The 23,920-nt window shown below is 40.1% G+C and carries 27 protein-coding genes and 1 pseudogene; 6 read left to right on the forward strand and 22 right to left on the reverse strand.

Translation table 11 applies throughout. The annotated features are described in order from the left end of the window. Nucleotides 1-5: 5 nt before the first annotated feature. The 7 genes from sufB to mecA form a co-directional block, all read right to left on the reverse strand. A complete protein-coding gene (gene sufB / locus NST05_RS08920) occupies nt 6-1,424 on the reverse strand; it encodes a Fe-S cluster assembly protein SufB (RefSeq protein WP_002947647.1) in 1,419 nt (472 codons plus the stop codon). Between the two features lie 79 nt (nt 1,425-1,503). Next, the gene (gene sufU / locus NST05_RS08925) at nt 1,504-1,938 is read right to left on the reverse strand and encodes a Fe-S cluster assembly sulfur transfer protein SufU (RefSeq protein ID WP_014607895.1); all 435 of its coding nucleotides are present in this window, start codon (nt 1,936-1,938) and stop codon (nt 1,504-1,506) included. Continuing rightward, the gene (locus NST05_RS08930) at nt 1,925-3,157 is read right to left on the reverse strand and encodes a cysteine desulfurase (RefSeq protein WP_011225367.1); all 1,233 of its coding nucleotides are present in this window, start codon (nt 3,155-3,157) and stop codon (nt 1,925-1,927) included. The genes sufU and NST05_RS08930 overlap by 14 nt, the downstream gene beginning before the upstream one ends. 53 nt (nt 3,158-3,210) lie before the next feature. After that, complete coding sequence (gene sufD / locus NST05_RS08935) at nt 3,211-4,473, reverse strand: Fe-S cluster assembly protein SufD (protein WP_011680669.1); 1,263 nt, start codon at nt 4,471-4,473, stop codon at nt 3,211-3,213. Nucleotides 4,474-4,509: 36 nt separating this feature from the next. Continuing rightward, entirely contained in the window at nt 4,510-5,280 is a 771-nt protein-coding gene (sufC, locus tag NST05_RS08940) for a Fe-S cluster assembly ATPase SufC (RefSeq protein ID WP_002947634.1), read from the reverse strand. 160 nt (nt 5,281-5,440) lie between these two features. After that, nucleotides 5,441-6,598, reverse strand: coding sequence for a glycosyltransferase family 4 protein (locus NST05_RS08945; RefSeq protein WP_014621088.1), 1,158 nt, complete (start codon nt 6,596-6,598; stop codon nt 5,441-5,443). A gap of 3 nt (nt 6,599-6,601) precedes the next feature. Further along, nucleotides 6,602-7,351, reverse strand: coding sequence for an adaptor protein MecA (mecA, locus tag NST05_RS08950; protein WP_011680667.1), 750 nt, complete (start codon nt 7,349-7,351; stop codon nt 6,602-6,604). 283 nt (nt 7,352-7,634) lie between these two features. On the opposite strand from mecA, the gene NST05_RS08955 reads away from it, so the two are divergent. Further along, entirely contained in the window at nt 7,635-7,925 is a 291-nt protein-coding gene (locus NST05_RS08955) for a DUF3021 family protein (protein WP_223899616.1), read from the forward strand. A 51-nt stretch (nt 7,926-7,976) separates the two neighbouring features. Here NST05_RS08955 and NST05_RS08960 read toward each other — a convergent pair whose 3' ends face one another. Continuing rightward, nucleotides 7,977-8,831 carry an undecaprenyl-diphosphate phosphatase gene (locus tag NST05_RS08960; protein WP_011680666.1) on the reverse strand — a complete coding sequence of 285 codons (855 nt, stop codon included), beginning with the start codon at nt 8,829-8,831 and terminating at the stop codon, nt 7,977-7,979. Nucleotides 8,832-9,033: 202 nt separating this feature from the next. On the opposite strand from NST05_RS08960, the gene NST05_RS08965 reads away from it, so the two are divergent. Together NST05_RS08965 and NST05_RS08970 are read left to right on the forward strand one after the other, a co-directional pair. After that, complete coding sequence (locus NST05_RS08965) at nt 9,034-10,584, forward strand: ABC transporter substrate-binding protein/permease (protein ID WP_011680665.1); 1,551 nt, start codon at nt 9,034-9,036, stop codon at nt 10,582-10,584. Continuing rightward, entirely contained in the window at nt 10,584-11,324 is a 741-nt protein-coding gene (locus NST05_RS08970; RefSeq protein ID WP_002949253.1) for an amino acid ABC transporter ATP-binding protein, read from the forward strand. The genes NST05_RS08965 and NST05_RS08970 overlap by 1 nt, the downstream gene beginning before the upstream one ends. An 86-nt stretch (nt 11,325-11,410) precedes the next feature. On the opposite strand, the gene NST05_RS08975 is transcribed toward NST05_RS08970, so the two are convergent. From NST05_RS08975 to NST05_RS08985, 3 genes are all read right to left on the reverse strand, one after another. Continuing rightward, complete coding sequence (locus NST05_RS08975; RefSeq protein ID WP_081247985.1) at nt 11,411-11,518, reverse strand: LPXTG cell wall anchor domain-containing protein; 108 nt, start codon at nt 11,516-11,518, stop codon at nt 11,411-11,413. An 86-nt stretch (nt 11,519-11,604) separates the two neighbouring features. Then, nucleotides 11,605-11,775, reverse strand: coding sequence for a hypothetical protein (locus tag NST05_RS08980; RefSeq protein ID WP_167740656.1), 171 nt, complete (start codon nt 11,773-11,775; stop codon nt 11,605-11,607). A 376-nt stretch (nt 11,776-12,151) separates the two neighbouring features. Then, nucleotides 12,152-13,327 (reverse strand): IS256-like element IS1191 family transposase, encoded by a 1,176-nt coding sequence (locus NST05_RS08985; RefSeq protein WP_014622044.1) that lies wholly within the window; start codon nt 13,325-13,327, stop codon nt 12,152-12,154. A 337-nt stretch (nt 13,328-13,664) separates the two neighbouring features. Between NST05_RS08985 and NST05_RS08990 the strand changes: the two genes are divergently transcribed. Further along, on the forward strand, nt 13,665-14,246 hold the full coding sequence (locus tag NST05_RS08990; RefSeq protein ID WP_011225359.1) for a VanZ family protein: 582 nt from the start codon (nt 13,665-13,667) through the stop codon (nt 14,244-14,246). A 229-nt stretch (nt 14,247-14,475) separates the two neighbouring features. On the opposite strand, the gene rpsO is transcribed toward NST05_RS08990, so the two are convergent. Then, complete coding sequence (rpsO, locus tag NST05_RS08995; RefSeq protein WP_002949247.1) at nt 14,476-14,745, reverse strand: 30S ribosomal protein S15; 270 nt, start codon at nt 14,743-14,745, stop codon at nt 14,476-14,478. A 148-nt stretch (nt 14,746-14,893) separates the two neighbouring features. Continuing rightward, nucleotides 14,894-16,057, reverse strand: a complete 1,164-nt coding sequence (locus NST05_RS09000; protein WP_011680662.1) for an MFS transporter — start codon at nt 16,055-16,057, stop codon at nt 14,894-14,896. Nucleotides 16,058-16,163: 106 nt separating this feature from the next. Here NST05_RS09000 and NST05_RS09005 point away from each other — a divergent pair, with 106 nt between their 5' ends. Together NST05_RS09005 and def are read left to right on the forward strand one after the other, a co-directional pair. Beyond that, entirely contained in the window at nt 16,164-16,802 is a 639-nt protein-coding gene (locus NST05_RS09005; protein WP_011680661.1) for a cyclic nucleotide-binding domain-containing protein, read from the forward strand. Between the two features lie 100 nt (nt 16,803-16,902). Next, entirely contained in the window at nt 16,903-17,517 is a 615-nt protein-coding gene (gene def / locus NST05_RS09010; protein ID WP_011225356.1) for a peptide deformylase, read from the forward strand. Nucleotides 17,518-17,677: 160 nt separating this feature from the next. On the opposite strand, the gene ilvA is transcribed toward def, so the two are convergent. The 9 genes and pseudogenes from ilvA to NST05_RS09055 all read right to left on the reverse strand — a co-directional run bounded on the left by ilvA (nt 17,678) and on the right by NST05_RS09055 (nt 23,880). After that, entirely contained in the window at nt 17,678-18,928 is a 1,251-nt protein-coding gene (gene ilvA, locus NST05_RS09015; protein WP_084828442.1) for a threonine ammonia-lyase IlvA, read from the reverse strand. A 312-nt stretch (nt 18,929-19,240) separates the two neighbouring features. Beyond that, nucleotides 19,241-19,603: a hypothetical protein gene (locus NST05_RS09020; protein WP_232693754.1), complete on the reverse strand. Its 363-nt coding sequence runs from the start codon at nt 19,601-19,603 to the stop codon at nt 19,241-19,243. 18 nt (nt 19,604-19,621) lie between these two features. Continuing rightward, nucleotides 19,622-19,840 carry a hypothetical protein gene (locus NST05_RS09025; protein WP_223899612.1) on the reverse strand — a complete coding sequence of 73 codons (219 nt, stop codon included), beginning with the start codon at nt 19,838-19,840 and terminating at the stop codon, nt 19,622-19,624. A 195-nt stretch (nt 19,841-20,035) separates the two neighbouring features. Beyond that, nucleotides 20,036-20,215, reverse strand: a complete 180-nt coding sequence (locus tag NST05_RS09030) for a hypothetical protein (protein ID WP_223899617.1) — start codon at nt 20,213-20,215, stop codon at nt 20,036-20,038. Nucleotides 20,216-20,301: 86 nt separating this feature from the next. Further along, a pseudogene (locus tag NST05_RS09035) lies at nt 20,302-20,550 on the reverse strand (glycoside hydrolase family 66 protein); the annotation flags it as partial. Continuing rightward, nucleotides 20,480-20,764, reverse strand: a complete 285-nt coding sequence (locus NST05_RS09040) for a glycoside hydrolase family 66 protein (RefSeq protein ID WP_065972829.1) — start codon at nt 20,762-20,764, stop codon at nt 20,480-20,482. The gene NST05_RS09040 and the pseudogene NST05_RS09035, both read right to left, overlap by 71 nt. Continuing rightward, entirely contained in the window at nt 20,745-20,906 is a 162-nt protein-coding gene (locus NST05_RS09045) for a hypothetical protein (protein WP_232992630.1), read from the reverse strand. The genes NST05_RS09040 and NST05_RS09045 overlap by 20 nt, the downstream gene beginning before the upstream one ends. A 298-nt stretch (nt 20,907-21,204) precedes the next feature. After that, complete coding sequence (gene dtd, locus NST05_RS09050) at nt 21,205-21,648, reverse strand: D-aminoacyl-tRNA deacylase (RefSeq protein WP_084828441.1); 444 nt, start codon at nt 21,646-21,648, stop codon at nt 21,205-21,207. A 12-nt stretch (nt 21,649-21,660) separates the two neighbouring features. Next, on the reverse strand, nt 21,661-23,880 hold the full coding sequence (locus NST05_RS09055; RefSeq protein WP_084828440.1) for a RelA/SpoT family protein: 2,220 nt from the start codon (nt 23,878-23,880) through the stop codon (nt 21,661-21,663). Nucleotides 23,881-23,920 lie beyond the last annotated feature (40 nt).

Raw genomic sequence — 23,920 nt, forward strand, 5'->3', positions numbered from 1 at the left:
ACTGCTTACCCAACTGATCCTTCCATTTCATAGCTAATCAAGCGGTTAAGCTCAACAGCATATTCCATTGGAAGTTCTTTGGTAAATGGTTCCACAAATCCCATGACAATCATTTCAGTTGCTTCTTGTTCTGAAAGTCCACGGCTCATGAGGTAGTAGAGCTGTTCTTCAGAAATCTTAGAAACTTTAGCTTCGTGTTCAAGCGCAACTTGTGAATTGTGGATTTCGTTGAATGGGATAGTATCTGATTTAGATAAGTCATCCATCAAGATGGTGTCACATTCGATGTGAGATACTGATTTCTTGGAATCCTTGTTGAAGGTTACTTGTCCACGATAGTCAACCTTACCACCATTACGAGCAATTGATTTAGAAACAATAGATGATGATGTATGCGGTGCATTGTGAATCATCTTAGCCCCTGTATCTTGGTGTTGACCAGCATTAGCAAAGGCAATTGAAAGCATGGTACCACGTGCACCTTCACCATCAAGGTAAACAGATGGATACTTCATGGTTACTTCAGCACCCAGGTTACCATCAATCCACTCAACAGTTGCGTTTTTCTTAGCCGTAGCACGTTTAGTTACCAAGTTGTAGACGTTATCTGACCAGTTTTGAATAGTTGAGTAGCGCATGTAGGCACCATCAAGTGCAAAGATTTCAACGATGGCCGCATGAAGGCTTGCCGTTGTGTATGTAGGCGCTGTACATCCTTCAACATAGTGAACGCTGGCACCTTCATCAACAATGATAAGAGTACGTTCAAATTGAGCAGTTGCTTCGTTGTTAATACGGAAGTAGGTTTGAAGCGGAATATCTACCTTAACGCCTTTTGGTACATAAATAAAGGTACCACCTGACCAGAAGGCAGAGTTAAGGGCCGCAAATTTGTTATCTGTTGGCGGAACCAGTTTTGAGAAGTACTTCTTAAAGAGTTCTGGATGCTCTTTAAGTGCTGAATCTGTATCTGTAAAGATAATACCCAACTTGTCATACTCTTCTTTCATATTGTGGTAAACCACTTCTGACTCATACTGAGCTGAGGCTCCAGCAAGATAGGCACGTTCTGCTTCTGGAATACCAATACGTTCAAAAGTTTCCTTGATTTTCTCAGGAACATCTTCCCAGTCACGAGCAGGTTTGTCTGATGCCTTTTGGAAATAAGTCAGATCATCAAAGTTAATACCAGAAAGGTCTGGCCCCCACTCTTGCATAGCCATTTTGTTAAAGGTTTCCAATGATTTCAAGCGGAATTCAAGCATCCACTCAGGCTCCTCTTTTTCAGCAGACATGGCACGGACCACGTCTTCACTGATTCCTTTTCCTGTTGAAAAGACTGGTGTCACATCATCACGGAAACCGTATTTATATTCCCCAAGATCAATGGGTTTTGGTTCTACTTTTTCATTTGTTTCAGTCATAGTATTTTCCTTTATCAAAGGTTTGATTAATTTGCTTTATTTAAGACTTGAGCAAGGAAGATAATTACTCCATTGCTTCCTAGAACTCACTTCTCTCTATAGCCATTTTAAGGGCATTCCAAGAGAGCGTTGCACATTTGATACGTTGTGGAAATTTAGAAACCCCCGCCAAAAGCTTGGCCTCACCTAACTTATCCTCATCCACTTTATGATTTCCTTGAATCATAAGAGAGAAAATTTCTGCTAGTTCTAAAGCCTCTGCCTTAGTTTTACCGATAACCGCATCCGTCATCATACTTGATGAGGCTGTTGAAATGGTACAACCATCACCAGCAAAGGCGATGTCTTCAATCATATCACCATCAAACTTAACTGACAGATTGATAACATCTCCACATGTCGGATTATTCAGTTGAAGTTGCTCCACATTAGGTAGAACACCGTGATGATGAGGGCTCTTAGAGTGATCCGCCACAACAGCCATATATAAACTATCTAGTCTAGAGAGTGCCATTGAAAAACTCCTTCGTCGCAAGAATTGCCTCTACAAGCTTGTCACAATCCTCTTTGGTATTGTAAATGTAGAAACTTGCACGGGCAGCCGATGAAATACCTAAATGATTAATTAAAGGTTGAGCACAGTGGTGACCCGCACGAACCGCCACCCCTTCATAGTCAAGGGCAGTCGCCACATCATGAGGATGAAGTCCATTAATATTAAAGGCGATAACACCCGCATGTTTGCCAGAATCTTCTGGCCCATATACCGTCAATCCCTCAATCGCTTGAAGCTTAGGCAAGACATAGTCTACCAACTCTTGCTCATAAGCATGAACATTTTCCATACCTAAAGCAGAGAGGTAGTCCACAGCAGTACCTAGTGCAATAGCTCCCGCAATGTTAGGTGTGCCAGCCTCAAATTTCCAAGGCAGTTCCTTCCAAGTGGCTTCTTGTTCATAAACGAAATCAATCATCTCACCACCAAATTCGATAGGATTCATCTGGTTGAGAATCTCTTCTTTTCCATAGAGAACCCCAATCCCTGTTGGGCCTAACATCTTATGTCCAGAAAGGATAAAGAAATCACAATCCAAATCCTGAACATCAATAGCCATGTGGGGTGCAGATTGGGCACCATCCACTACCATATAGGCGCCAACTCGGTGGGCCATTTGTGCAATCTCTTTAACAGGATTGATGCAACCTAAAACGTTAGAAACCTGAGCCAGACTGACAAATTTTGTCTTTTCACTAATCTTATTGGCCAAGTCTTCCATATCCAACTGACCATCTTTCAAGTAAGCATAAACAAGTTTAGCCCCCGCCTTCTTACAAGCTTCCTGCCAAGGGATGATATTAGAGTGGTGTTCCATAATTGAAATAACCACCTCATCTCCTGGCTCAAGAACCTGCTCTGCAAAACGACCAACCCAGTTAAGACCAGTTGTCGTTCCACGTGTAAAGAGAATCTCTTTAGTTGATTTGGCACTAATAAACTGGCGAATTTTTTCACGACTAGCTTCGTAAGCAGCTGTGGCACGCTCTGCCAAAGTGTGCACGCCACGGTGCACATTAGCATTCTCCTCACGATAGTAGGCCATGAGGGTGTCCAAAACTACTTGAGGTTTCTGAGTCGTCGCTGCATTATCCAAGTATACCAAAGGTTCATCATTGACTACCTGATCTAAGATGGCAAAATCTTGTCGAATCTTATAGGCATCTAGAGCTGACATCTTATCTCCCTATCTAGATATATAATCGGTTAGACTATCTGCGTTGATAGTCCTTAACGTTTGTTTAGTTTTGTATCAGTTACAGAAATCATCTCATCACGCACTTCCTTAACTGGGATTTCAGTGATAACTGCTCCCAAGAAACCGCGAATAACCAAGCGTTCTGCAGTCTCTTGATCAAGTCCACGACTCATGAGGTAGTACATATCCTCTGGATCCACCTGACCGATTGAAGCAGCGTGTCCTGCTGTAACTTCATTTTCATCAATCAAAAGTATTGGGTTAGCGTCTGAACGGGCCTTATCAGAAAGCATAAGAACGCGGCTTTCTTGTTGTGCATCGGCACCCTTAGCACCCTTGACAATGTGACCAATACCATTGAAAGTCAAGGTACCACGCTCCAAGATAACGCCATGTTGTAAGATATGTCCCACAGAGTTGTTACCATAGTTAGTCACACGAGTATCAATCCCCTGAACTTGACGACCTGATGACAGACCAATAACTTTAAGATTGGCATGACTTCCATTGCCAATCAAGTCGCTATCAAAGTCAGCAATAACATTACCCTCGTTCATGATTCCGAGAGCCCAGTCAATGCTTGCATCACGACCAATACGACCACGACGGCTGATATAAGTTGTGACATTTTCACCTAAACGGTCAATAGCCGCAAACTTAACTTGAGCACCGTCTTGTGCAATAACTTCCACAGAAATGTTGGCACTAGCTTTTTCAGTAGATTCACCTAGCGTTTCAAAACGCTCAAGATAAGTCAATTTACTGTTTTTACCCGCTACAATCAAAACATGTTTGTTAAATGGAACAGATGAATCGCCATCTTGGTAGAAATAGCTCTCAACTGGCAAGTCAATTTCAACATTATCTGGTACATAAAGGACTGCTGCACTATTGAAATAGGCATAGTTATAGGCTGCTAATTTGTCCTCATCGTAGGCTACAGCCTTACCAAAGAAGGATTCAACGACTTCTGGGATTTCTTCAAGAGCTGTTGCAAGGTCTGTGAAGACAAGACCTTGATTAATCAAGTCAGATGGCAATTGTTCAAGGACAGTATTTGTTCCTACTTGAACCAATTTAGGATTGTTTCCAAGCGCTGTAAAGTCAGGCACATTTGCTGATGATTCATTTTCAGCAATCGTTCCATCGCCTAGATTCCAACGGTGGAATTTAACACGCTCAATTTTCGGAAGAGCCAAACCGTCAAGCTTATCAAACGCTGCTTGACGAAGGTCTTGCAACCAGAGTGGCTCTGCTTTTGCTTGTGAAAAAGCGATAATAGATTCTTTTGACATAGGTTACTCCTTTTCTAGTTATTTCGAGTAACAGACTTAGGCTTCTTCGTGGTACTCGTAACCGAGCTCTTCAGCGATTTTCGCATAACCTTCTTGCTCAAGACGGGCAGCCAATTCAGGACCACCTGAAAGAACCACTTGACCTTCCATCATTACGTGTACAACATCTGGAGTGATGTAGTTCAAGAGACGTTGGTAGTGAGTGATAATCATAGCACCAAAGCCTTCGCCACGCATAGCGTTAACCCCTTTTGAAACCACTTTAAGAGCATCAATATCAAGACCTGAGTCAATCTCATCAAGAAGAGCAAACTTAGGTTCCAACATAAGCAACTGAAGAATTTCGTTACGTTTCTTCTCACCACCTGAGAAACCTTCGTTAAGGTAACGCTCAGCCATTTCTTCACGCATACCAAGTAATTCCATCTTTTCATCCAATTTAGTGATGAAATCAAGGACAGAAATCTTTTCATCATCTTCTTTACCAGCATTCATAGCCGCACGGATAAACTCAGCATTTGTAATCCCTGGGATTTCAGCTGGGTATTGCATAGCAAGAAAGAGACCTAGGCGTGCACGTTCATCAACTTCTAAGTCAAGGATGCTTTCACCATCAAAAAGGATGTCTCCTTCTGTGATTTCATAATTTGGGTTACCCATGATAGCAGCCGAAAGAGTAGATTTACCAGTTCCGTTAGGACCCATAATAGCAGCAATCTCACCAGTTTTAAGAGTCAAATTAAGCCCCTTCAAGATTTCTTTATCTTCAACAGAAACATGAAGATTTTTGATTTCAAGTACAGACATTGTATACCCCTTTTCCATATATACAGCGAGCATGTGCTCGCTAATTGCATTATTTTTTTGAAAATAGCAAAACTATTTTCCGGAAAATAAAAAGAGAACTTCCATTTTCCTTAATTAGAATCATTATAACAAAAAAGCCATTGCTTGGCTTTTCAAATGTTTATTTTTTTCGACCTTGCTTCCATTTCAACATGATTGCTTGACGATAATTACTGTTCCCGATAAATTTCAGGAAGTTAAAGAGAGGTGTTCGACCAATGCCCCAAATCTCGAGCCCTTCAATCAGAATTTCCATCCCTAAAAGTAGACTCAAGAGCAGAAGGATACCACCAAGACGACTGGAAACATTCAACAAGAGGGCAATCAATGAAAAGAGAGTAGCGATGGCATAAACCACCAGAACTGCTCCTCGATGAGTGAACCCCATAGCTAAAAGGCGATGATGCAAGTGCATCTTGTCAGCCTCCATGGCTGGGCGCCCTGACAACTTACGGCGGACAATAGCCACCACCGTATCAGTAATAGGCACCCCCAGGATAATAACAGGCGACAAAATAGCTACTGCTGTCGCATTTTTCAGCCCTTGCAATGACAAGACACCTATCATAAAGCCAATAAAGAGCGCCCCTGTATCACCTAGATAGATAATCGCTGGATGATAATTGTAAGGGAAAAAGCCTATAATGGCAGCCACTAAGACAAAGATGGTCAAGTTCAAGAAAATATCAGTATCATAGAGGAAGAAATAAGAAATCACCCCCATGGTCATCAGGGAAATGATAGAAACTCCTCCAACCAATCCATCCAAACCATCAATCAGATTAATGGCATTGGTGATAGCAGCAATCCACAACACTGTTAGAATCAAGGTCAAGACTGGACCAAACTGAATCACGGGACCGCCAAAAGGTATCTTAAAGCTATCAAATCGAAAATCCGTAAAAGCCCAAACAATGACAGCCCCGATAACAATACCGAGCATCTTAGGCAAAGGTTTTAATTCAAAGATATCATCAATGAAACCTGTCAATACCACAATAGCACCACCCACAGCAACCGGTAGGATGTATCTAAAATAAGAAATATGCCAGACATCCTTCTGAATAATCATAGGCATAAATACCAAGGTCGCCAGTACAAAAGCCAAGAAAATAGCTAGACCACCAGCACTCGGCATTGGCTTTTTATTGATACGTCTTGCATTTGGATTATCAACTGCTCCGACTCGAAAGGCCAAAGAGCGAACCAGTGGGGTTCCCACAATGGCAATCAAAAAGGTCCCAATCAAGACAAAAATATAATTAATGGTCCAAGGCATGTCCTAGCTCCATTTCGTTGCTTGTAATACCGGTAAGGCGTCCTCTTCCATCAAGATTGTTGCATGCTCTTGTAGATAGGGACGTGTTCGGTCTGCCACATTCGCATATTCAAGAAAACGCGCATACATATTGTTCGCGTAATAATCGGGCTCATCAGCCAAGTAAAGAAGGATAGTCATATAGTAGACATCACCAAGTTTATAAAATTCAGAACCCTCCACTGACACATTCTTCAAACCTTGCGCAAAGGTCACTACTTGATCAAAGTCAGAGAAAGCCAAGACATAGTGAGTATAATCTTCACGAATAGTTTCCTCAGCCACTTCCTTAGCCGGCTCTGTCATAGTCTCATCAACCTCTTTCAAGGTCTTATCATGCTCTTCGAGCTTATGGTGGGCTTCAATATCTCCCTTATCCATAAAGTTATCTTCAAGAGCTTTGAGGAATTCTTCTGGAGAAAGTCCTGAATAGTCTTCCATATCTGACAAATCATTGAAATCAAGGTCTTCCTTAAGATCTGATTTAGTCACAAAAACATCCACACGATCCTTTCGTGGCGTGACACGGAAGCTCAACATCCCACTATTTTTAAAGTTATCAGGCAAGTCCAACTCATCCATGACAGTATAGAAAAATTCCTCTGTTTTTTCCTGGGGAATCAAGAAATCTTTCAGCTCCATACCATGTTCTTCAAGATCTTCCATGGTAATCATGATTTTTAGAGTTGTCTCGCTTATTTGTTTCATTTCCATATGTAAAAACCTCGCACGAGTAGTTATTTCATTATACTAGAAAAACAAAGAGATATCAATTTCTGAACAAGTTTAGATCTTATTTTAGGAAGCTTTTTTTAAAATTCTCTAATACTAGCAAAGACTTGAATTTTCCTATTTATAGCTGTCAGCTATCCTAGAAAAGAGTAAAATAAAAGTGGATATATAGTTGTAGGTAACAACCATGACTGCCTATAAAAAAGGATGACTTCGAACTAGCAATACTGTAAGAATAACGAGTTTTTTGACGCTCTTTCTCTACTTGTCAGGAAAACCTTATCAAGTAAACAAATCTACCTTTCTTACAGGATTAATCCTTGCCACTATACTGGCAACTGCACCCATTTACGACGATAATCATTTGACATTCAGACAACAATCACTCCTCCACTTCTCGATCTTGTATGTTACCATCCTTCCAATCCTCTGTTTTTCCGGATGGCATCCCTTGCATAATGATTGTAGACTTATTGAAAATCCTTTCCGGTTTCCTAACTTGCGGACTAGTTCTTTAGACACTAGCTTATCTTATCTTTGGAAAACTTCTCAATAACTAATCTCTAAACCAGATAAAAAGGACTTCAATCGAAATCCTTTCAATTTTTTATCCAAAAATAAGTTTGACAGCTCCATAGAAAAGCACAATGATACCGAGTACGATACGGTATTTTCCAAAAACAGTGAAATCGTGTTTCTTAATATAGTTCATCAAGAAGCGAATCACAAATAGGCTGACAAGAAAGGCTGTCACACTAGCTACCAATAGAATGGCCGCTTGTCCACCAGTCAAGGTGTTCCCATCAATAAAATACTTAACTGCCTTAAGCCCACTATAACCAAACATCGTTGGAATAGCAAGGAAGAAGGTAAAGTCAGCTGCTACGCTACGACTAGTACCAACGATGATTCCCCCAAGAATAGTAGCACCTGAACGACTAGTCCCTGGAATGATACTCAAGACTTGGAAAAGACCAATATAGAAAGCGGTCTTGTAAGACATACGTGCCAAGTCCGTTACCTTAGGCTCTACACGTCGATTGCGGTCCTCAATCCAAATAAAGGCAATCCCGTAGACCACCAACATGATAGCTACTACAAAGAAATTACTGAGGTGGGCCTCCATCCAATCATCTAAAAGAAGACCAAAGAAGGCTGAGGGAATACAAGCAATGACCACCTTGAGCCAAAGTTGCCAAGTCAACTGCACTTCACGTGCTGTTTTACCAGGTTGAAAGGGATTCAAACGTTTAAAGTAAATGACCATAACTGCTAAAATAGCCCCAAGCTGGATAACGATATTAAACATATCAATGAAATCTTTACTTTGTCTTAAGTTCAAGAATTCATTAACCAAGATCAAATGACCTGTTGATGAGATGGGTAACCACTCAGTTATCCCTTCGACAATCCCAAGAAAGACTGCCTTTAGTAATTCAATAATATACTGTGCCGTTTGCATTATTATCTCCGTTTTTAAATGTTAGACTTATCACATCAATAGTGAATAAGACTCCAAATCATACTCCCCATTATATCAAATTAGCAACTGTATTTAAAGACAATCCTGATATACAGTTTTTTCTAGCATCACCTTATTGTCATCAGTCTCAATTTCCTGTAAAATAGTAAGGAATGACATTTTTATAGGAGACATTGTTTCAATGAAAAAAATTATTGTAGCCTGCTTTGCGGCTCTCCTCCTCGTTTTTGGCGGAGTATCAAGCGCTCAAGCAGACGAGTATCTCCGTGTTGGTATGGAAGCTGCCTATGCACCTTTCAACTGGACACAGGATGATAACTCAAACGGAGCCATTCCAATAGAAGGTACTAAACAGTATGCCAACGGTTATGACGTGCAAATCGCTAAAAAAATCGCTGAAGCCCAAGGTAAGAAACCCTTGGTGGTCAAAACAGCTTGGACAGGTTTGATTCCTGCCCTCACTTCTGGCAAGATTGATATGATTATCGCAGGTATGAGTCCAACAGCTGAACGTCGTCAAGAAATTGACTTTTCAGATAGCTACTACCGTAGTGAACCTGTTATAGTTGTTAGCTCTGATGGCAATTACGCCAAGGCTAAGAGCGTCAAGGATTTCAAGAATGCTAAAATCACAGCTCAACAAGGAGTTTACCTCTACAACTTGATTGATCAGATTCCAAATGTGAACAAACAAACTGCCATGGGGGACTTCGGTGCGATGCGGCAAGCCCTTGCATCTGGTATCATCGATGGTTATGTCTCAGAGCGACCAGAAGCACGCACTGCTGAAAAGGCTAGCTCAAAATATAAGATGATTTCACTTAAAGATGGCGGCTTCCAGGTATCAGACGATGATGTTTCCTTGGCTGTCGGTCTTCGTAAAGGAGACAACCAGCAAATGGAACAAGTCAATAAGGTTCTTGCTGGTATCAGCCAAGAAAAGCGTGTCAAACTGATGGATCACATCATTGACATTCAACCTGCAGATAAGACTGATGAAGCTAAAAAAGGAAACTTCTTTAGCCAAGTGACTACTATTATTGCTAAAAACTGGCCACAATTCTTGCGTGGTACAGCAATGACACTTCTTATCTCCATTATCGGTACTGTTGTCGGAACTTTTATCGGTCTTATGATTGGTGTTTACCGTACAGCTCCTAAGGCTGCTAATAAATTTGTAGCCTTGCTCCAAAAAATCTTCGGTTGGTTTCTTAACGTTTATATCGAAGTTTTCCGTGGTACACCAATGATTGTACAATCTATGGTTATCTATTACGGTACTGCCCAAGCTTTTGGCATCAATATTGACCGTACACTGGCAGCTATATTCATTGTTTCTATTAACACCGGAGCCTACATGAGTGAAATTGTTCGTGGTGGTATCTTCGCTGTTGATAAGGGGCAATTCGAAGCTGCTACTGCTCTTGGTTTTACCCACGGTCAAACCATGCGCAAGATTGTTCTTCCACAGGTTATCCGTAACATCTTGCCAGCCACTGGTAATGAGTTCGTCATTAATATTAAAGATACCTCTGTGTTGAATGTTATCTCTGTCGTGGAACTTTACTTCGCAGGTAACACTGTTGCAACCCAAACTTACCAATACTTCCAAACATTCTTTGTTATTGCAGCAATCTACTTTGTTCTTACTTTCACAGTAACTCGCATCTTGCGTTATGTAGAACGCCGTTTGGATCAAGATACTTACACACAAGGAGGAGGGGTTCACTAATGACTGAGACGATTTTAGAAATCAAAAACCTCAAAAAATCATACGGAAAAAACGAAGTTCTCAAAGATATCTCCCTCAGTGTCAAAAAAGGGGAGGTTATCTCAATTATTGGTTCTTCAGGTTCAGGGAAATCAACCTTCCTTCGCTCTATTAACCTACTCGAATCACCTTCAGGTGGTGAAATCCTCTATCATGGGGATAACGTCCTTGAAAAAGGTTATGATCTCACTACCTATCGTGAGAGACTCGGTATGGTGTTCCAATCCTTCAACCTCTTTGAAAACCTTAATGTCTTGGAAAATGCTATCGTAGCTCAAACAACTGTTCTCAAACGTGACCGTAAAGAAGCCGAGAGTATCGCCAAAGCTAACTTAGAGAAAGTTGGTATGGGGGAACAATACTGGAAAGCTAAACCAAAACAACTTTCAGGGGGCCAAAAACAACGTGTGGCGATTGCTCGTGCCCTCTCTGTTGACCCAGAAGCCATCCTCTTTGACGAGCCAACTTCAGCCCTTGACCCAGAAATGGTAGGGGAAGTACTCAAGACCATGCAGGAGCTATCTGGAACCGGGTTGACCATGATTATCGTTACCCATGAAATGGAGTTTGCACGCGATGTTTCAGACCGTGTCATCTTCATGGATAAAGGGGTAATCGCTGAACAAGGTAGCCCAGAACAAATCTTTGAAAATCCTAAAGAAGAACGTACCAAGGAATTCCTCAAACGTTTCTTGGGTTAAAAACGAAAAAGTTAAGGTTTCGGCCTTAACTTTTTTAGATTCTCTGATATAAGAAACGGCAACTGCCGTTTTTTGTCTCTATTTGCTTAGTTACGACGTGTACGTCTGTCAACAAAACCAAGAAAGGCCAATAGTGTCATAAAAAGACCTAAAAAGGCAAGTCCTACTACAGTTACCTCACCTGTTTCTGGCAAGCTGTATACTTCTTGAACAGGTACTTGTTTTTCAGCGTTTGTTTGAGTGGCTTTTTCTTGTGTTGTGAGAGCGACAACTTTACCATCTACATTATAAATTTGTCTGCTACATCTTTGGCAGTTTTTTCTGCTGATTGAGCGGTCGCTACTGCTGTCTTAGTTTCGTTAGCTTCATTTTCAGCGATGGATACTTGACCTTGAGCTACAGCAATAGCTTCTAGACTTGCTTCATCGGCTGCTGTTTGTGCCTTTTGCAAGTTAGCATCTGCAGTCGCTAAGTTTGCTTTAGCATGATTGATAGTCTCTTCGTGATCAGCGACTACTAACTCTTGATGCGATACCGATTGACTTGCAGCATTTGCTTGTTCCCTAGCCGTTTCTACTTGTGATTGAGTTGGGATAGCTTGTGTAGCTGTCTATAATACTGATGCTGTTGTTAAGACTTGATCATTTGTCGTTACCTCATCAGCTTTAGCAACTGAAGCAGAAACTGCAAGTGCTGCAATTCCAGCTGTCGCCAAAACCTTTTTATTCATAAGACGAACTACTTTTTTTATTAAAAATCACTACTATACAATAATATTTGATACTGTCAATAATTATGTGTAAACACTCAAGTAGAGTTGAAGAATGTTAATCAAATAAGCTTTCAAGTGTGTCAGCACATTGGCCAAACCCTTTATGGATGCGTTGATTTTGCTTGAAATTATAATCTTCAAACAGGGTAACTAAATAACGTTCCAGAGCCTCCTCGTTAGGAAAAAGAACCTTCTTTTTCGTTTGACGTTTGATTTCTTTGTTAAGAGACTCAATGAGGTTTGTCGAATAAATGCTATGCCAAATCTGGTAGGGAAACTGATAAAAAGTTAAAAGATTATCCGTATTCTCCAGACTTTCCATGACTTTCCTATACTTTGGTTTCCATTCGGCGATAACGTTCTCTAAAATTTGCACTGCCATTTCTAAATTTTCAGCACGATAAATCGTTTTAAATTGCTCCAGAATAACCGCTCTATCTGCTCGTTTCACTTTACTAGCTAGATTTCGACTAATATGAATTAAGCAACGTTGTTGTTTAGCTAATGGGTAAGCCTGATTGATAATCTCTTCAAGCCCCTTGAAGCCATCGGTCACTACAAGAGAAACCTGTTGGATTCCTTGGTTTTGAAGCTTGTCTAACAGGGTGGACCAAGAAGCATTGTTTTCATTTGGAGCGATTTCATATCCAAGAACAGCCTTCTGTCCTTCTGGTGTAATGCCAAGTGCGATATGAATACATTCTTTACTAACGGTTCCACGTCTTAAGGGAAGATAGGTTCCGTCAAGAAATAAAACAGAGTAATTGGCTTCTAAGCTTCGCTCATGAAAAGTAGCGACATTCTCCTGAGTTGCTTTTGAGATATTAGAAATTGTGGCAGGACTATAGTGATGACCATACATTCGCTCGATGATATCACTAATTTCTCGAGTCGTTACACCGGTTTGATAGAGTTTGATAACCATCTCTTCCAAGTGGTCATCTCGACGTCCATAAGCGGGAAGCAAAGCTGGACTAAAGTTCCCATTACGATCTCTAGGAATACTCAACTGAACAGTCCCATATTTGGTTTCGAATTTCCGTGCATAGCTTCCGTTACGACTATTCCCAGAATTATAGCCTAATTTATCGTAAGGTTCATACCCTAAAAAGGCTGATAACTCTGCTTGAAGCAGATCATTCATAGCTGTTTCAAGAGAAGTACGGAAAAATTCATCAATATCTTGCTTTTGGGCTAGGAAGTTAAGTAGTTCTGTGGTAAACTGAGTCATAGGAATAAATCTCTTTCTAGTAATGTTTTGCAACTCTACTATAACGGATTTATTCCTTTTTGTGTTTACACAACTTATTTTACACTACCTAATATTTTAACAGTATTAAGGCAGGATATTATCTTCTAATTTTTAAAATTTAATTATTTTATAAGGTTTCATAGCCTGCTTACAAAAATTGTTAGTCAAAAGTAGAATTGCTGTTTCAAAGTCCCTTTTTAGCCTTTGATTTTGCCCTACCCACCTATTCTATAAAATCTTCGTTACAGTTTCTTAACTTTCTTTAAACATTTTTTTGATATAATGTGTACTCATCATATGCAAAAGGAAGGGAAAAGTGGAAAAAGTATTGAGTAACATCCTACTAAGAATCATCTCACTTGGCTTGTCTTACTGGTTTTACAGAGGACATCTGGAACAATATGTTCATTATATCGCCCATTACGGTCCCTACTTCCAAGTTTTCCTAAACCTAGTCATTATTATTTTATTAGGGTACTTCGTCTACGCTTTTTTGAAACTCCTTCTCACTAGGAAAATAAAAAAACAAACACTTCTCCTACTTTACTTCATTTATTTTCTTTCTCTCTTTTACCTACTTTTCTTGAAAAACATCGGCATCCAAGGGATATCCCTTAATCCTCTTTCCTTCGCTCAGGAACTACACTGGGGCAGCCACTTTGTTCCCATCATGAACCTATTAATGTTCATCCCCCTAGGACTCCTCTTTTCTTCCCGAATGAGTAATCTCCTACTCTGTCTCATCGCCCTTTTCTCCGTCGAATCCATCCAATACTTTGGACATCTTGGAATATTTGATTTAGGAGATATCGTCTTAAATATGTTAGGTCTCCTTGTCGGGACTGCAATTCATCAACTCCCTCAGTTTCAAACATTAATCAAAAAAATTTTAACATAGAAAAGCCTCCAGAACTTAAATCTGGAGGTTCCGTTAGGGCACTTTTTTAGATGAATACAAAAAAATTAAACGAGGACGTCTTATAGGTTCGGAATAAAAGACAAAATAATAGCTTTCTGAATCCAGCTAGCTGTTTTGAACTTGGGCTAAAATCCTAATCAAAAATAAAAACTGCTCCATCATGGAGCAGTTTCAATTTCGTTCATTCAAGATACAAAGCTATCTTGAATTAACGACGAAGTCCAAGTGAGCTGATCAACTCACGGTAACGGTTAACGTCTTTGCGACGAAGGTATGCCAACAAGTTACGACGGTGACCGATTTTTTTCATCAAACCACGGTAAGTAGCGTGGTCTTTTTTGTGTTGTTTGATATGGTCGTTAAGGTGGTTGATTTCCCAAGTAAGGACAGCAACTTGAACCTCTACTGAACCAGTGTCACCTTCGTGACGTGCGTATTGTGCAATGATTTCATTTTTTTTCTCTTTTGAGATTGCCATGTTTTTTCTCCTTTTTTTGCTCCATCCGAGTCTTAGGATTGGCTCTCCTAAAACCAAGAAAGAGTTGGTTTGTCTTTACGACCTCTCTATTCTAGCTTATCTACTAATCTTTGTCAATCGTCAAATTCACTGTTTGAGACTTTCTAACTTAGGGTTTTTTGACCATTCTTGAATTCAGAAGGAAGCCTAAGAAAAGTAGAAAACTAACTATAGCATAAGCTAGGAAAATCCAACTAAAACTTGAAGAGACCAGTGCCAGCAATTTCAAAACATAAGGGGATACGGCTGAGCCTAGGTTGCATCCTAAGAGAACATAAGCCGTCGCCTTATTCAGCAAATTTCTAGCAATACATTCAGAAAGACGATGAAAGATAAAGGTCAAAATAATACTGTAAAAGAAACCAACACCAACAGAAGACAAAATCAATGTCAGCAAGTTGTTAGCCAGAGCTATTCCAAATAGACAGATAGATAGGCAAAGCAGGGCCATCGGCAAGAGACGGTTCTTAATGTGAGCTAGCAATGAAGCAAAGCTAAGTCCAGCTGCAATTCCAATTCCCTGCTCCAAACTAAGTACCAGAGCTGATTCCCCACCTACAATGGTCTTACCATCAACTTGAAAAAGAGGCACGCGCAAACTAATCGATGAATTAATGCAAATCACAAAACCTGACAAGAGGGCCATGCCTAAAATCATAGCAAAATCTTTTTTATTCAAACCTTGTTTACTTTTTTGTATCTCTTTCTTCTCTATCTGCTCCATCGGTGGTACAAAGAGAAGGTACATGGCTAGGATGATAAAACCAAAACCGTAGATAAGAAAAGCAAGTGTCCAATGAATTTTCAGTAATTGTCCAACCAAAAGGGAACACGATGCCCCACCAATCAATTCCACGGAACCTCTAATTCCAAGCATCTGAATCCTCTCTTTGCCCTGGTAACGCTGACTAATGATAGAAATAGCCTTGGCATTGATGAAACCGATACCCATTCCAAAAACAAGACGAGACAGTAAAACAAGTGGATACCATTGTACAAAGAAAGGAAAAATTCCAGCACTACTTAGTAAAATTAAACCTGTCATAATCAATTGCCTGTCATTTAACCATTTGTCAACAAAAGGATTAAGTAAGAGCATAGCCACTACGGAAAAAGAGGGGACAGACACCAAAAGCTCGACTTGAGAAGCATTATATGTTGGACTATAGTAGTCCAACATAGGTGGTAGAGCGGTTGAAATCGAGAAGGCCGAAATCAAAAGCAAAGATAGCCCGAGTAGGCTCATTTTTTCTAAAATCTTTGTCATAATCATAATATAGGGATAAGAGCATCCTTTCTTTACTTGTCTGATAGTTATTTTTTCATTATAATCTAAGAAGAGCTAAAAAAATAGGACCTAAGTCCTAAAAAGGAGATGTATGCGTCACCACACTATTCACCCTCAACTTGAACAAGTCTTCTCAGCCCCCTATCTCAGCCAATTACAGAAAGTCACCTTTCAAAAAGGCAATTACATTTGCACTCAGGGACAGGATATCACTGAGTTAACCTACATTTTATCAGGTAGAGTAAAAATTGTTCGCTCCCTATCCAATGGTAAAGAACACATCCTAGAAATGCCTCAACAACCACAGCTACTGGGAGACGTTGAACTCATGACCAATCAATTAGCGGGTTCTTCAGTCATTGCTTTAGAAGAAGTTCAAACAGTCCAGCTCCCATTAAATAATAAAGAGGCACTCCTCAAAGACCCTATTTTTCTCTATCATATTGGGCGTAACCTAGCAATGGCTCTGCATAGACAGGGCATTACTGCCTCAACGAATGCCAGCTACTTTGTCAAAGAGCGTCTAGCTACTCATATTTTGAATATTGAGGAACAAGATATCTTTCAGTTATCACCATCCATTTTATCTTCTAGTTTTGGGACTAGCTATCGACATGTACAGCGAGTCATCAAACAATTTATCGACCAAGGAATCATTGAGAAGAAAGCTTTTAAAACCTATCGCATTTTACAGAGAGATAGCTTGGAAACCTTGGCTTTCATCGATTAAAAAAACGCTATTTTAGCCCTTGATGGTTTAACTTTCAACCCTTTTGTGCTATAGTTATAAACAAGTAAACAAGTAAATCAAATAAAATAGAGGTATACAAATGGATGCTCAAACCAAAATTATTCGCGCCAGCCACATGATTGATATGAACGATATCATACGCGAAGGCAACCCAACCTTGCGTGCTGTCGCTGAAGACGTAACCCTACCACTTTCAGATGAAGATATTATCCTTGGTGAAAAAATGATGCAGTTTCTTCGTAATTCACAGGACCCTGTTATCGCTGAAAAAATGGGACTTCGAGGAGGTGTTGGTCTTGCAGCACCACAATTAGATATTTCAAAACGCATTATTGCTGTTCTCGTTCCAAATCCTGAAGACGCTAAGGGGAATCCACCTAAAGAAGCTTATAGCCTTCAAGAAATCATGTATAATCCTAAAGTAGTTGCCCATTCTGTTCAGGAGGCTGCTCTAGGTAACGGTGAAGGATGCCTTTCAGTCGATCGCGACGTTCCTGGATATGTCGTTCGCCATGCTCGTGTTACTATTGAATACTTCAACAAAGAGGGTGAAAAGAAACGTATTAAACTCCGTGGTTACGACTCAATCGTTGTTCAACATGAAATCGACCATACTAACGGTATCATGTTCTACGACCGTATCAATAAAGACAATCCATTTACTATCAAGGATGGACTCTTGATTATCGAATAATGAGAATCCTCAGTAGAGATACTGGGGATTTAGATTGAAGAAATGATCCTCCTTAAGTCTTTCTAGATTATGATGGATTCTTCAAAGTATTTCATCGTTAGTTTACACATAGAAAAGAACTGACTAATATCAGTTCTTTTTTCATTATATTAACCCGTCCTCAGACAAGCATATTGTAAAGTGTTTCATTTCCGTTAAGATTAATGTAACTTGGATCAAATTCAGAAAGACGCTCAAGAAGGCCATCATAATCATTCTTATCACTAAGAGCTATACCAATGAGAACTGGACCTTTCCCTTTATTGGCACGTTTGATGTACTCAAAACGAGTAATGTCATCATTTGGCCCTAAGATATCATTTACAAACTCACGAAGGGCTCCTGGACGTTGTGGGAAATTAACCACAAAATAGTGCTTGATTCCATCATAGATAAGGGCACGTTCTTCCATCTCTGGCATACGGTTAATATCATTATTACCGCCTGAAATGATGCAAACGATAGTTTTTCCTTTAATTTCATCTTTAATCACTTCAAGTGCCGCAACTGATGCTGCCCCTGCAGGTTCTGCGATAGTACCAACCTTCGAGTACATATCAATTAAGGTTTCTGAGATTAATCCTTCATCAACTCCCAAGAGACGATCTACATATTTACGAGCAACTTCGTAAGTTTTTGCACCTACCTTTTGGACAGCAATCCCATCTGCAAACTTATCAATCTTTTCAAGTTTTACAGGATAACCATGGTCAAAGGCTGCACGCATACTACGAGCACCACTAGCCTCAACACCTACAACCTCTATAGAGGGTGCCACATCCTTGATATAGGTAGCCACACCAGAGATGAGTCCACCCCCACCTACCGGCACTAAGATACTATCAAAGGAAACACCTTCCTCTTGAGCTTGCTCATAAATTTCATAAGCAACAGTTCCTTGACCCGCTTGGACATTATAATCATCGAATGGATCAATGAAAGTCATCCCTTCCGACTTCTTATACTCTTGTGCCGCTTTAGCAGATTCATCAAAGGTATCTCCAACCAATTTAATTGTTACAAACTTGCCACCAAAGAAACGTACTTGACCAATTTTTTGGAGAGGAGTTGTTACTGGCATAAAGATAGTTGCAGGAATCTTCATTTCATTACAAGTATAAGCAACACCTTGGGCATGGTTTCCGGCTGATGCACAGACCACACCATGTTCCTTGTCTTCATCACTTAACTGATGGATCGCATAGTAGGCACCACGTAATTTAAAGGAACGTACCTTTTGCATATTTTCTTTTTTAATATAAATAGTCGCTCCATATTTTTCAGATAAGTAGCGATCAAAATCTAGTGGGGTACGCTCCACCACGTTTTTTAAGACTTCGTTAGCCTTTACGATATCATTTGCAGTAATCATTGGCTCTCCTTTGACACAAAATTCAAACTATTTCTATTGTATCACAATTTTCAGAAAAATAGCAATCTATCAAAAGAAAACTCCTTGTTCATACAAAGAGTTTTACCTATTATTTATTCTTTTTTGACATCAAGAAATTACGAAGAACTGTCACCTCTGCTAGGACTATAGCTTTAAGTATAGCAACAACACGTTCTCCCCACTTATGAGATTTTGCTGTTTTATCAATGTAGCCTTAAGATTTTTAGTTGATCTTTTATCATCTGCTTGCATCTTTATCTTACTGGCAAGGTTAAGATCTTAACTACCATTCTAGGTGTTCTCTGACGAAGGTGTATTGACAAGGTCTTGACGACTGCTACACATATAACTGACATCCATTGTGATGCTGTCAATCATCTCAACAATATTTCTGATTGTTGTTGCATCATACAAGCCACCCTCCGTATCCTTCAAGATAGGTACTGCTAATTTTTCGATAGAAACCTCCGAAGTAGCTACTACCATAGAGTGAGATTCCGAGCTAGCTGTTTCTGAATATCTTTCATAATTACTAAAGAGTGATGCTACTTCTGTGACTGTTTTAAAAGTACTTGGTAAAAATTCTGAGACCCGTGGAGTTTCAGAAAGACGATTCCAACTATTGATGTTTTCTGGTACTCCTTCAAAGATCATTTCATTTGAAGTGCTTGCCTAGCTCTCTGATTCTGTCAAATAAACTGCTGGTTCTTCAACTACTTCTGATTCTGAAGTTGACGTTTCTAATGATGCTGTTGTACTTTCTGACACTTCTGACAAGGAGACTGAAACAGATATACTTGCGGCCTCCGAAATTAAAATATTGATTGAATCTGATACTACTGAACCTTGATCCGTATTAGACGCTGAGTTATCACCTTTCTTAGCATGCAAGATCTCTGATACAGCTATTGCCTACCGGAGCAGCTACTGAATTTACTAGCTCATCAACTAATGGTGATGCTTTAAATGTCTCATCTAATTTAGGAGATTCCATAGATGGTTTTACATCTGTTGTAGCCTCTGAATCTTTGTATACTAAAGCATGTTCCAAAGAGTTAGTTTAGGAACTCAAATGACAAGTACCGGTTAATCATTTTCATCTGTTTCAAGCCTTGCTTGTGCCTTTCTCATAATCGAAGTTGCCCAATCATCTGGTGACGTCACATAGAGTTGATCTGCAATTTTAACAGCCTCTTGAGCTGCTTTCCCTGATAGGCTAAGACGAACTGTGAGATTTTCTTGAGCATATGGTGTTTTATTGTCCACATCCCCCTCTTCATTATGCAGCTCGCATTGATGCCGATCATGTTAATCATTTGAACTGTTGATAAGCCTTTCCCAGACTTGACAAATATCCAAACTTTATCACCTGTCACACCTAGAGCATCCTTAGAAAGGATTTCACCAGTAACATTCTTAGTAGATACAGACCGATTGCTGTTAGTCACACCCTCACTACGGAGAAGATTTTCATAAGCAGTGATAAACTGTTGGTAGTTGTAAAGCTTACGAATAGTATACTTAGCTACACTAAGGTATGGAGTTTGGTAATAGGCAACTTTGAAAGACGTTAAGAGCTGCAATGGACATGTGATAACCACCAGCTGCAACTACTGTCGCATCTACCAGAAAAGCCGCGTCGGCTTGTAATGGCTTGCTCGCAAAAACATTTTTACCAACACTGTTAGTTGCTTTTCCAGCAAGAACAGTATAGTCAATCCCTGATTCTTCCATGTAAGCACCAACGATAAGTGATTCAGTTTTGTTGCGTACCATATCAATACGTGCTTTCAAATCACCGTAGGCAATCTGCATACGACCTGGAATAACTAATAACTGGTTTTATTACTTCTGAATTGACCACGTTACCTGCCTTGGCAGCTTGAATCATCCCTAGGATACCACCGGCTACAAACAAGCCTGATAATAATTTAGTTGACGCTACTTTCTTTAACATATCTACCTATCCCTCTAAAAAAGTTTAAATCACCTCAGCGTTTCAAATTATTACTATTTGTATTTGCATGCTGTAAACTCGAGTTATTTTTTGTAAAACAAGGGAATTTCCGGAAATCCTCATAAACGGTAATTTTTTCATCTTGAATAGTCAGTTTTTTTCAGAAATTAGATATCCAGTTATCTAATTCTATCTAGAATGATAAAAATAAACAGTAAATGATGACATTTCAGCTCCTAAAATCCTAAATTTGATGAGGATAAAAAACATCTCCCATGCAAAGTGAGAAATGATTTGTTTATCTATTTTTAGTATCCAAGATGACAGTAACAGGGCCATCATTGACCAGACTAACCTGCATATCTGCACCAAAGCGTCCTCTTTCTACAGGAACATGACTTGACAAGGATTGGTTGAAATCGTCATAGAACTGGCTGGCCATGTCAGGCTTTGCAGCTCCCGTAAATGCCGGTCGATTCCCTTTTTTCGTATCTGCAAAAAGCGTAAACTGAGAAATCGATAAAATCTGACCACCAATATCCTTAACAGAGAGATTCATCTTGCCATTTTCATCTGAAAAAATGCGCATATTGATAATCTTACGAACCGCATAGTCAAGATCCTCTTTAGTGTCTTCTGGGCCAACTCCAACCAAGAGCAAAAGCCCTTGCTTAATAGTACCGACCGTACTATCCTCAATAGCTACAGAAGCACTTTGCACGCGCTGAATCACAATCTTCATAGCAGAAACTCCTTAACCATTAGTACGTTTAACACTATAAACATCTGGAATAATTTTAATCTTATCCACAAGGCCAGTCAATTCAATAAGGTTAGCAATTTCAAAGCTAACGTGAATATTGGCAAACTTCATATCCTTAGTTGGTTGTGCATTAACCGAAGCAATGCTCTTGGTTGTATTTGACAAGATTTGAAGAACATCGTTCAAAAGACCCGAACGATTTAGGCCATAGATATCAATCTCAGCTAAGTAAGATTTATTGGTATTGCGTTCATCCCACTCAACTTCAATTAAACGTTGCTCATAACCTTCTTGATTCTTGATATTATTACAATCTGAGCGATGAATAGCTATTCCACGTCCCTTAGTGATATAACCTTCAATCTCATCTCCAGGTACTGGGTTACAACACTTAGCGATACGCATAAGGAGACCTGAGGCACCTTGAATGATAACTCCATTTTCACTTTTAACCTTGAGAACATCTTTCTTCTCAGTCTTGACTTCGCCACCATTCATTAGTTCTTCAGCTTCAGCTTTTGCCTTAGCACGCTCTTCCTCACGGCGTTCTTTTTCTGTCAGACGATTGAAAACCGCAGCGGCACTAATTTCACCAAAACCAACAGCAGCATAGAGAGCTTCCTCACTACGCACACTCATACGAGGAAGGATCTCCTCTATATGTTTCTTGTCTAGGTACTTGTTGGCAATATAGCCATGCTCTTGGAAATAGGCTATCAAAAGCTCACGACCCTTGGTGATTGAAGCTTCCTTGTCTTGATTCTTAAAGAATTGACGAATTTTATTTCTGGCCTTAGTCGTTTTGACCATCTTAATCCAGTCACGACTAGGACCAAAGGAATTAGCATTGGTAATAATCTCAACCACATCACCCGTCTTGAGTTTGGCAGTCAGAGGCACCATACGACCATTAACCTTGGCACCTGTGGCTTTCTCGCCGACTTGGGTATGGATGGCATAGGCAAAGTCAATAGGACCTGAATCTTTAGGCAATTCCTGAACATCACCTTTTGGTGTAAAGACATAAATTCGCTCTGAGAAGATATCCTCTTTTACAGAGTCAACAAATCCCTTAGCATCCCCGTTTGAGGCATCTTGGAGTTCCACAAGATCTTTAATCCAATTCATTCCCAAAGCAGACTCTTTCGAATCGACCTTGCCCTTGATACCTTTCTTGTAAGCCCAGTGAGCTGCAACCCCGTATTCGGCAACTTGGTGCATCTCCTTAGTACGGATTTGGATTTCAATAGGCCCTTTAGGACCATAAACCGTCGTATGGATAGACTGATAACCATTGGATTTAGGATTGGCAATATAGTCTTTGAAACGTCCAGGCATAGGACGCCAGAGCTCGTGGATGTATCCCAACATAGCATAAACGTCACTATGCGTCTCCATGACACAACGAATAGCAATCAAATCATAAATCTGATCAAAGCGTTTCTTCTTGTCACGCATCTTACGAAAAATAGAGTAGATGTGTTTTGGACGGCCATAAACATCACCGACAAGCCCTTGTTCAGCTGTATAGGTCTTAATTTTATCGACAATCTCGTCCACAAGTGCCTCACGCTCGCGGCGTTTTTCCTTCATCATGTGGGAAATCTTATAAAATTCTACCTCGTTAAGGTAACGGAAAGCCGTGTCTTCCAATTCCCATTTGATACGGCTGATACCCAAACGGTGGGCCAAAGGAGCGTAAATTTCCATCGTTTCACGAGAAATGCGCTCCTGCTTATCCTTACGAAGATGCTTGAGAGTACGCATATTGTGCACACGGTCTGCCAGCTTAACCAAGATTACTCGGATATCCTTAGACATGGCCATAAGCATCTTACGGTGATTTTCAGCCAACTGCTCCTCGTGAGACTTATATTCAACCTTACCAAGCTTGGTAACACCGTCTACAATATTGCGTACATCCGTACCAAAATCCGCTTCTAAATCATCTAGCGTCTTTTCCGTGTCTTCAACGACATCATGCAAGAAACCACAGGCCACTGTTACTGCATCAAGATGGAGATCTGCCAAAATACCTGCCACTTGAATAGGGTGGATTATATAAGGTTCTCCTGACTGACGAAATTGCTCACTATGAGCATCCGTCGCATAATGCCAGGCCTTTTCGACTAATTTCAAATCATCTGCTGACATATAGGCCGAGCAAACGTCTAAAATTTCTTCTCCTGTTACATTTTTATCTTTAGCCATGATTTCTTCCTTCGCTTCTTTTAATTAACCTTTATTTTAT

It is taken from the genome of Streptococcus sp. FSL E2-3494 (assembly GCF_038007085.1).
Taxonomy (GTDB): Bacteria; Bacillota; Bacilli; order Lactobacillales; family Streptococcaceae; genus Streptococcus; species Streptococcus thermophilus.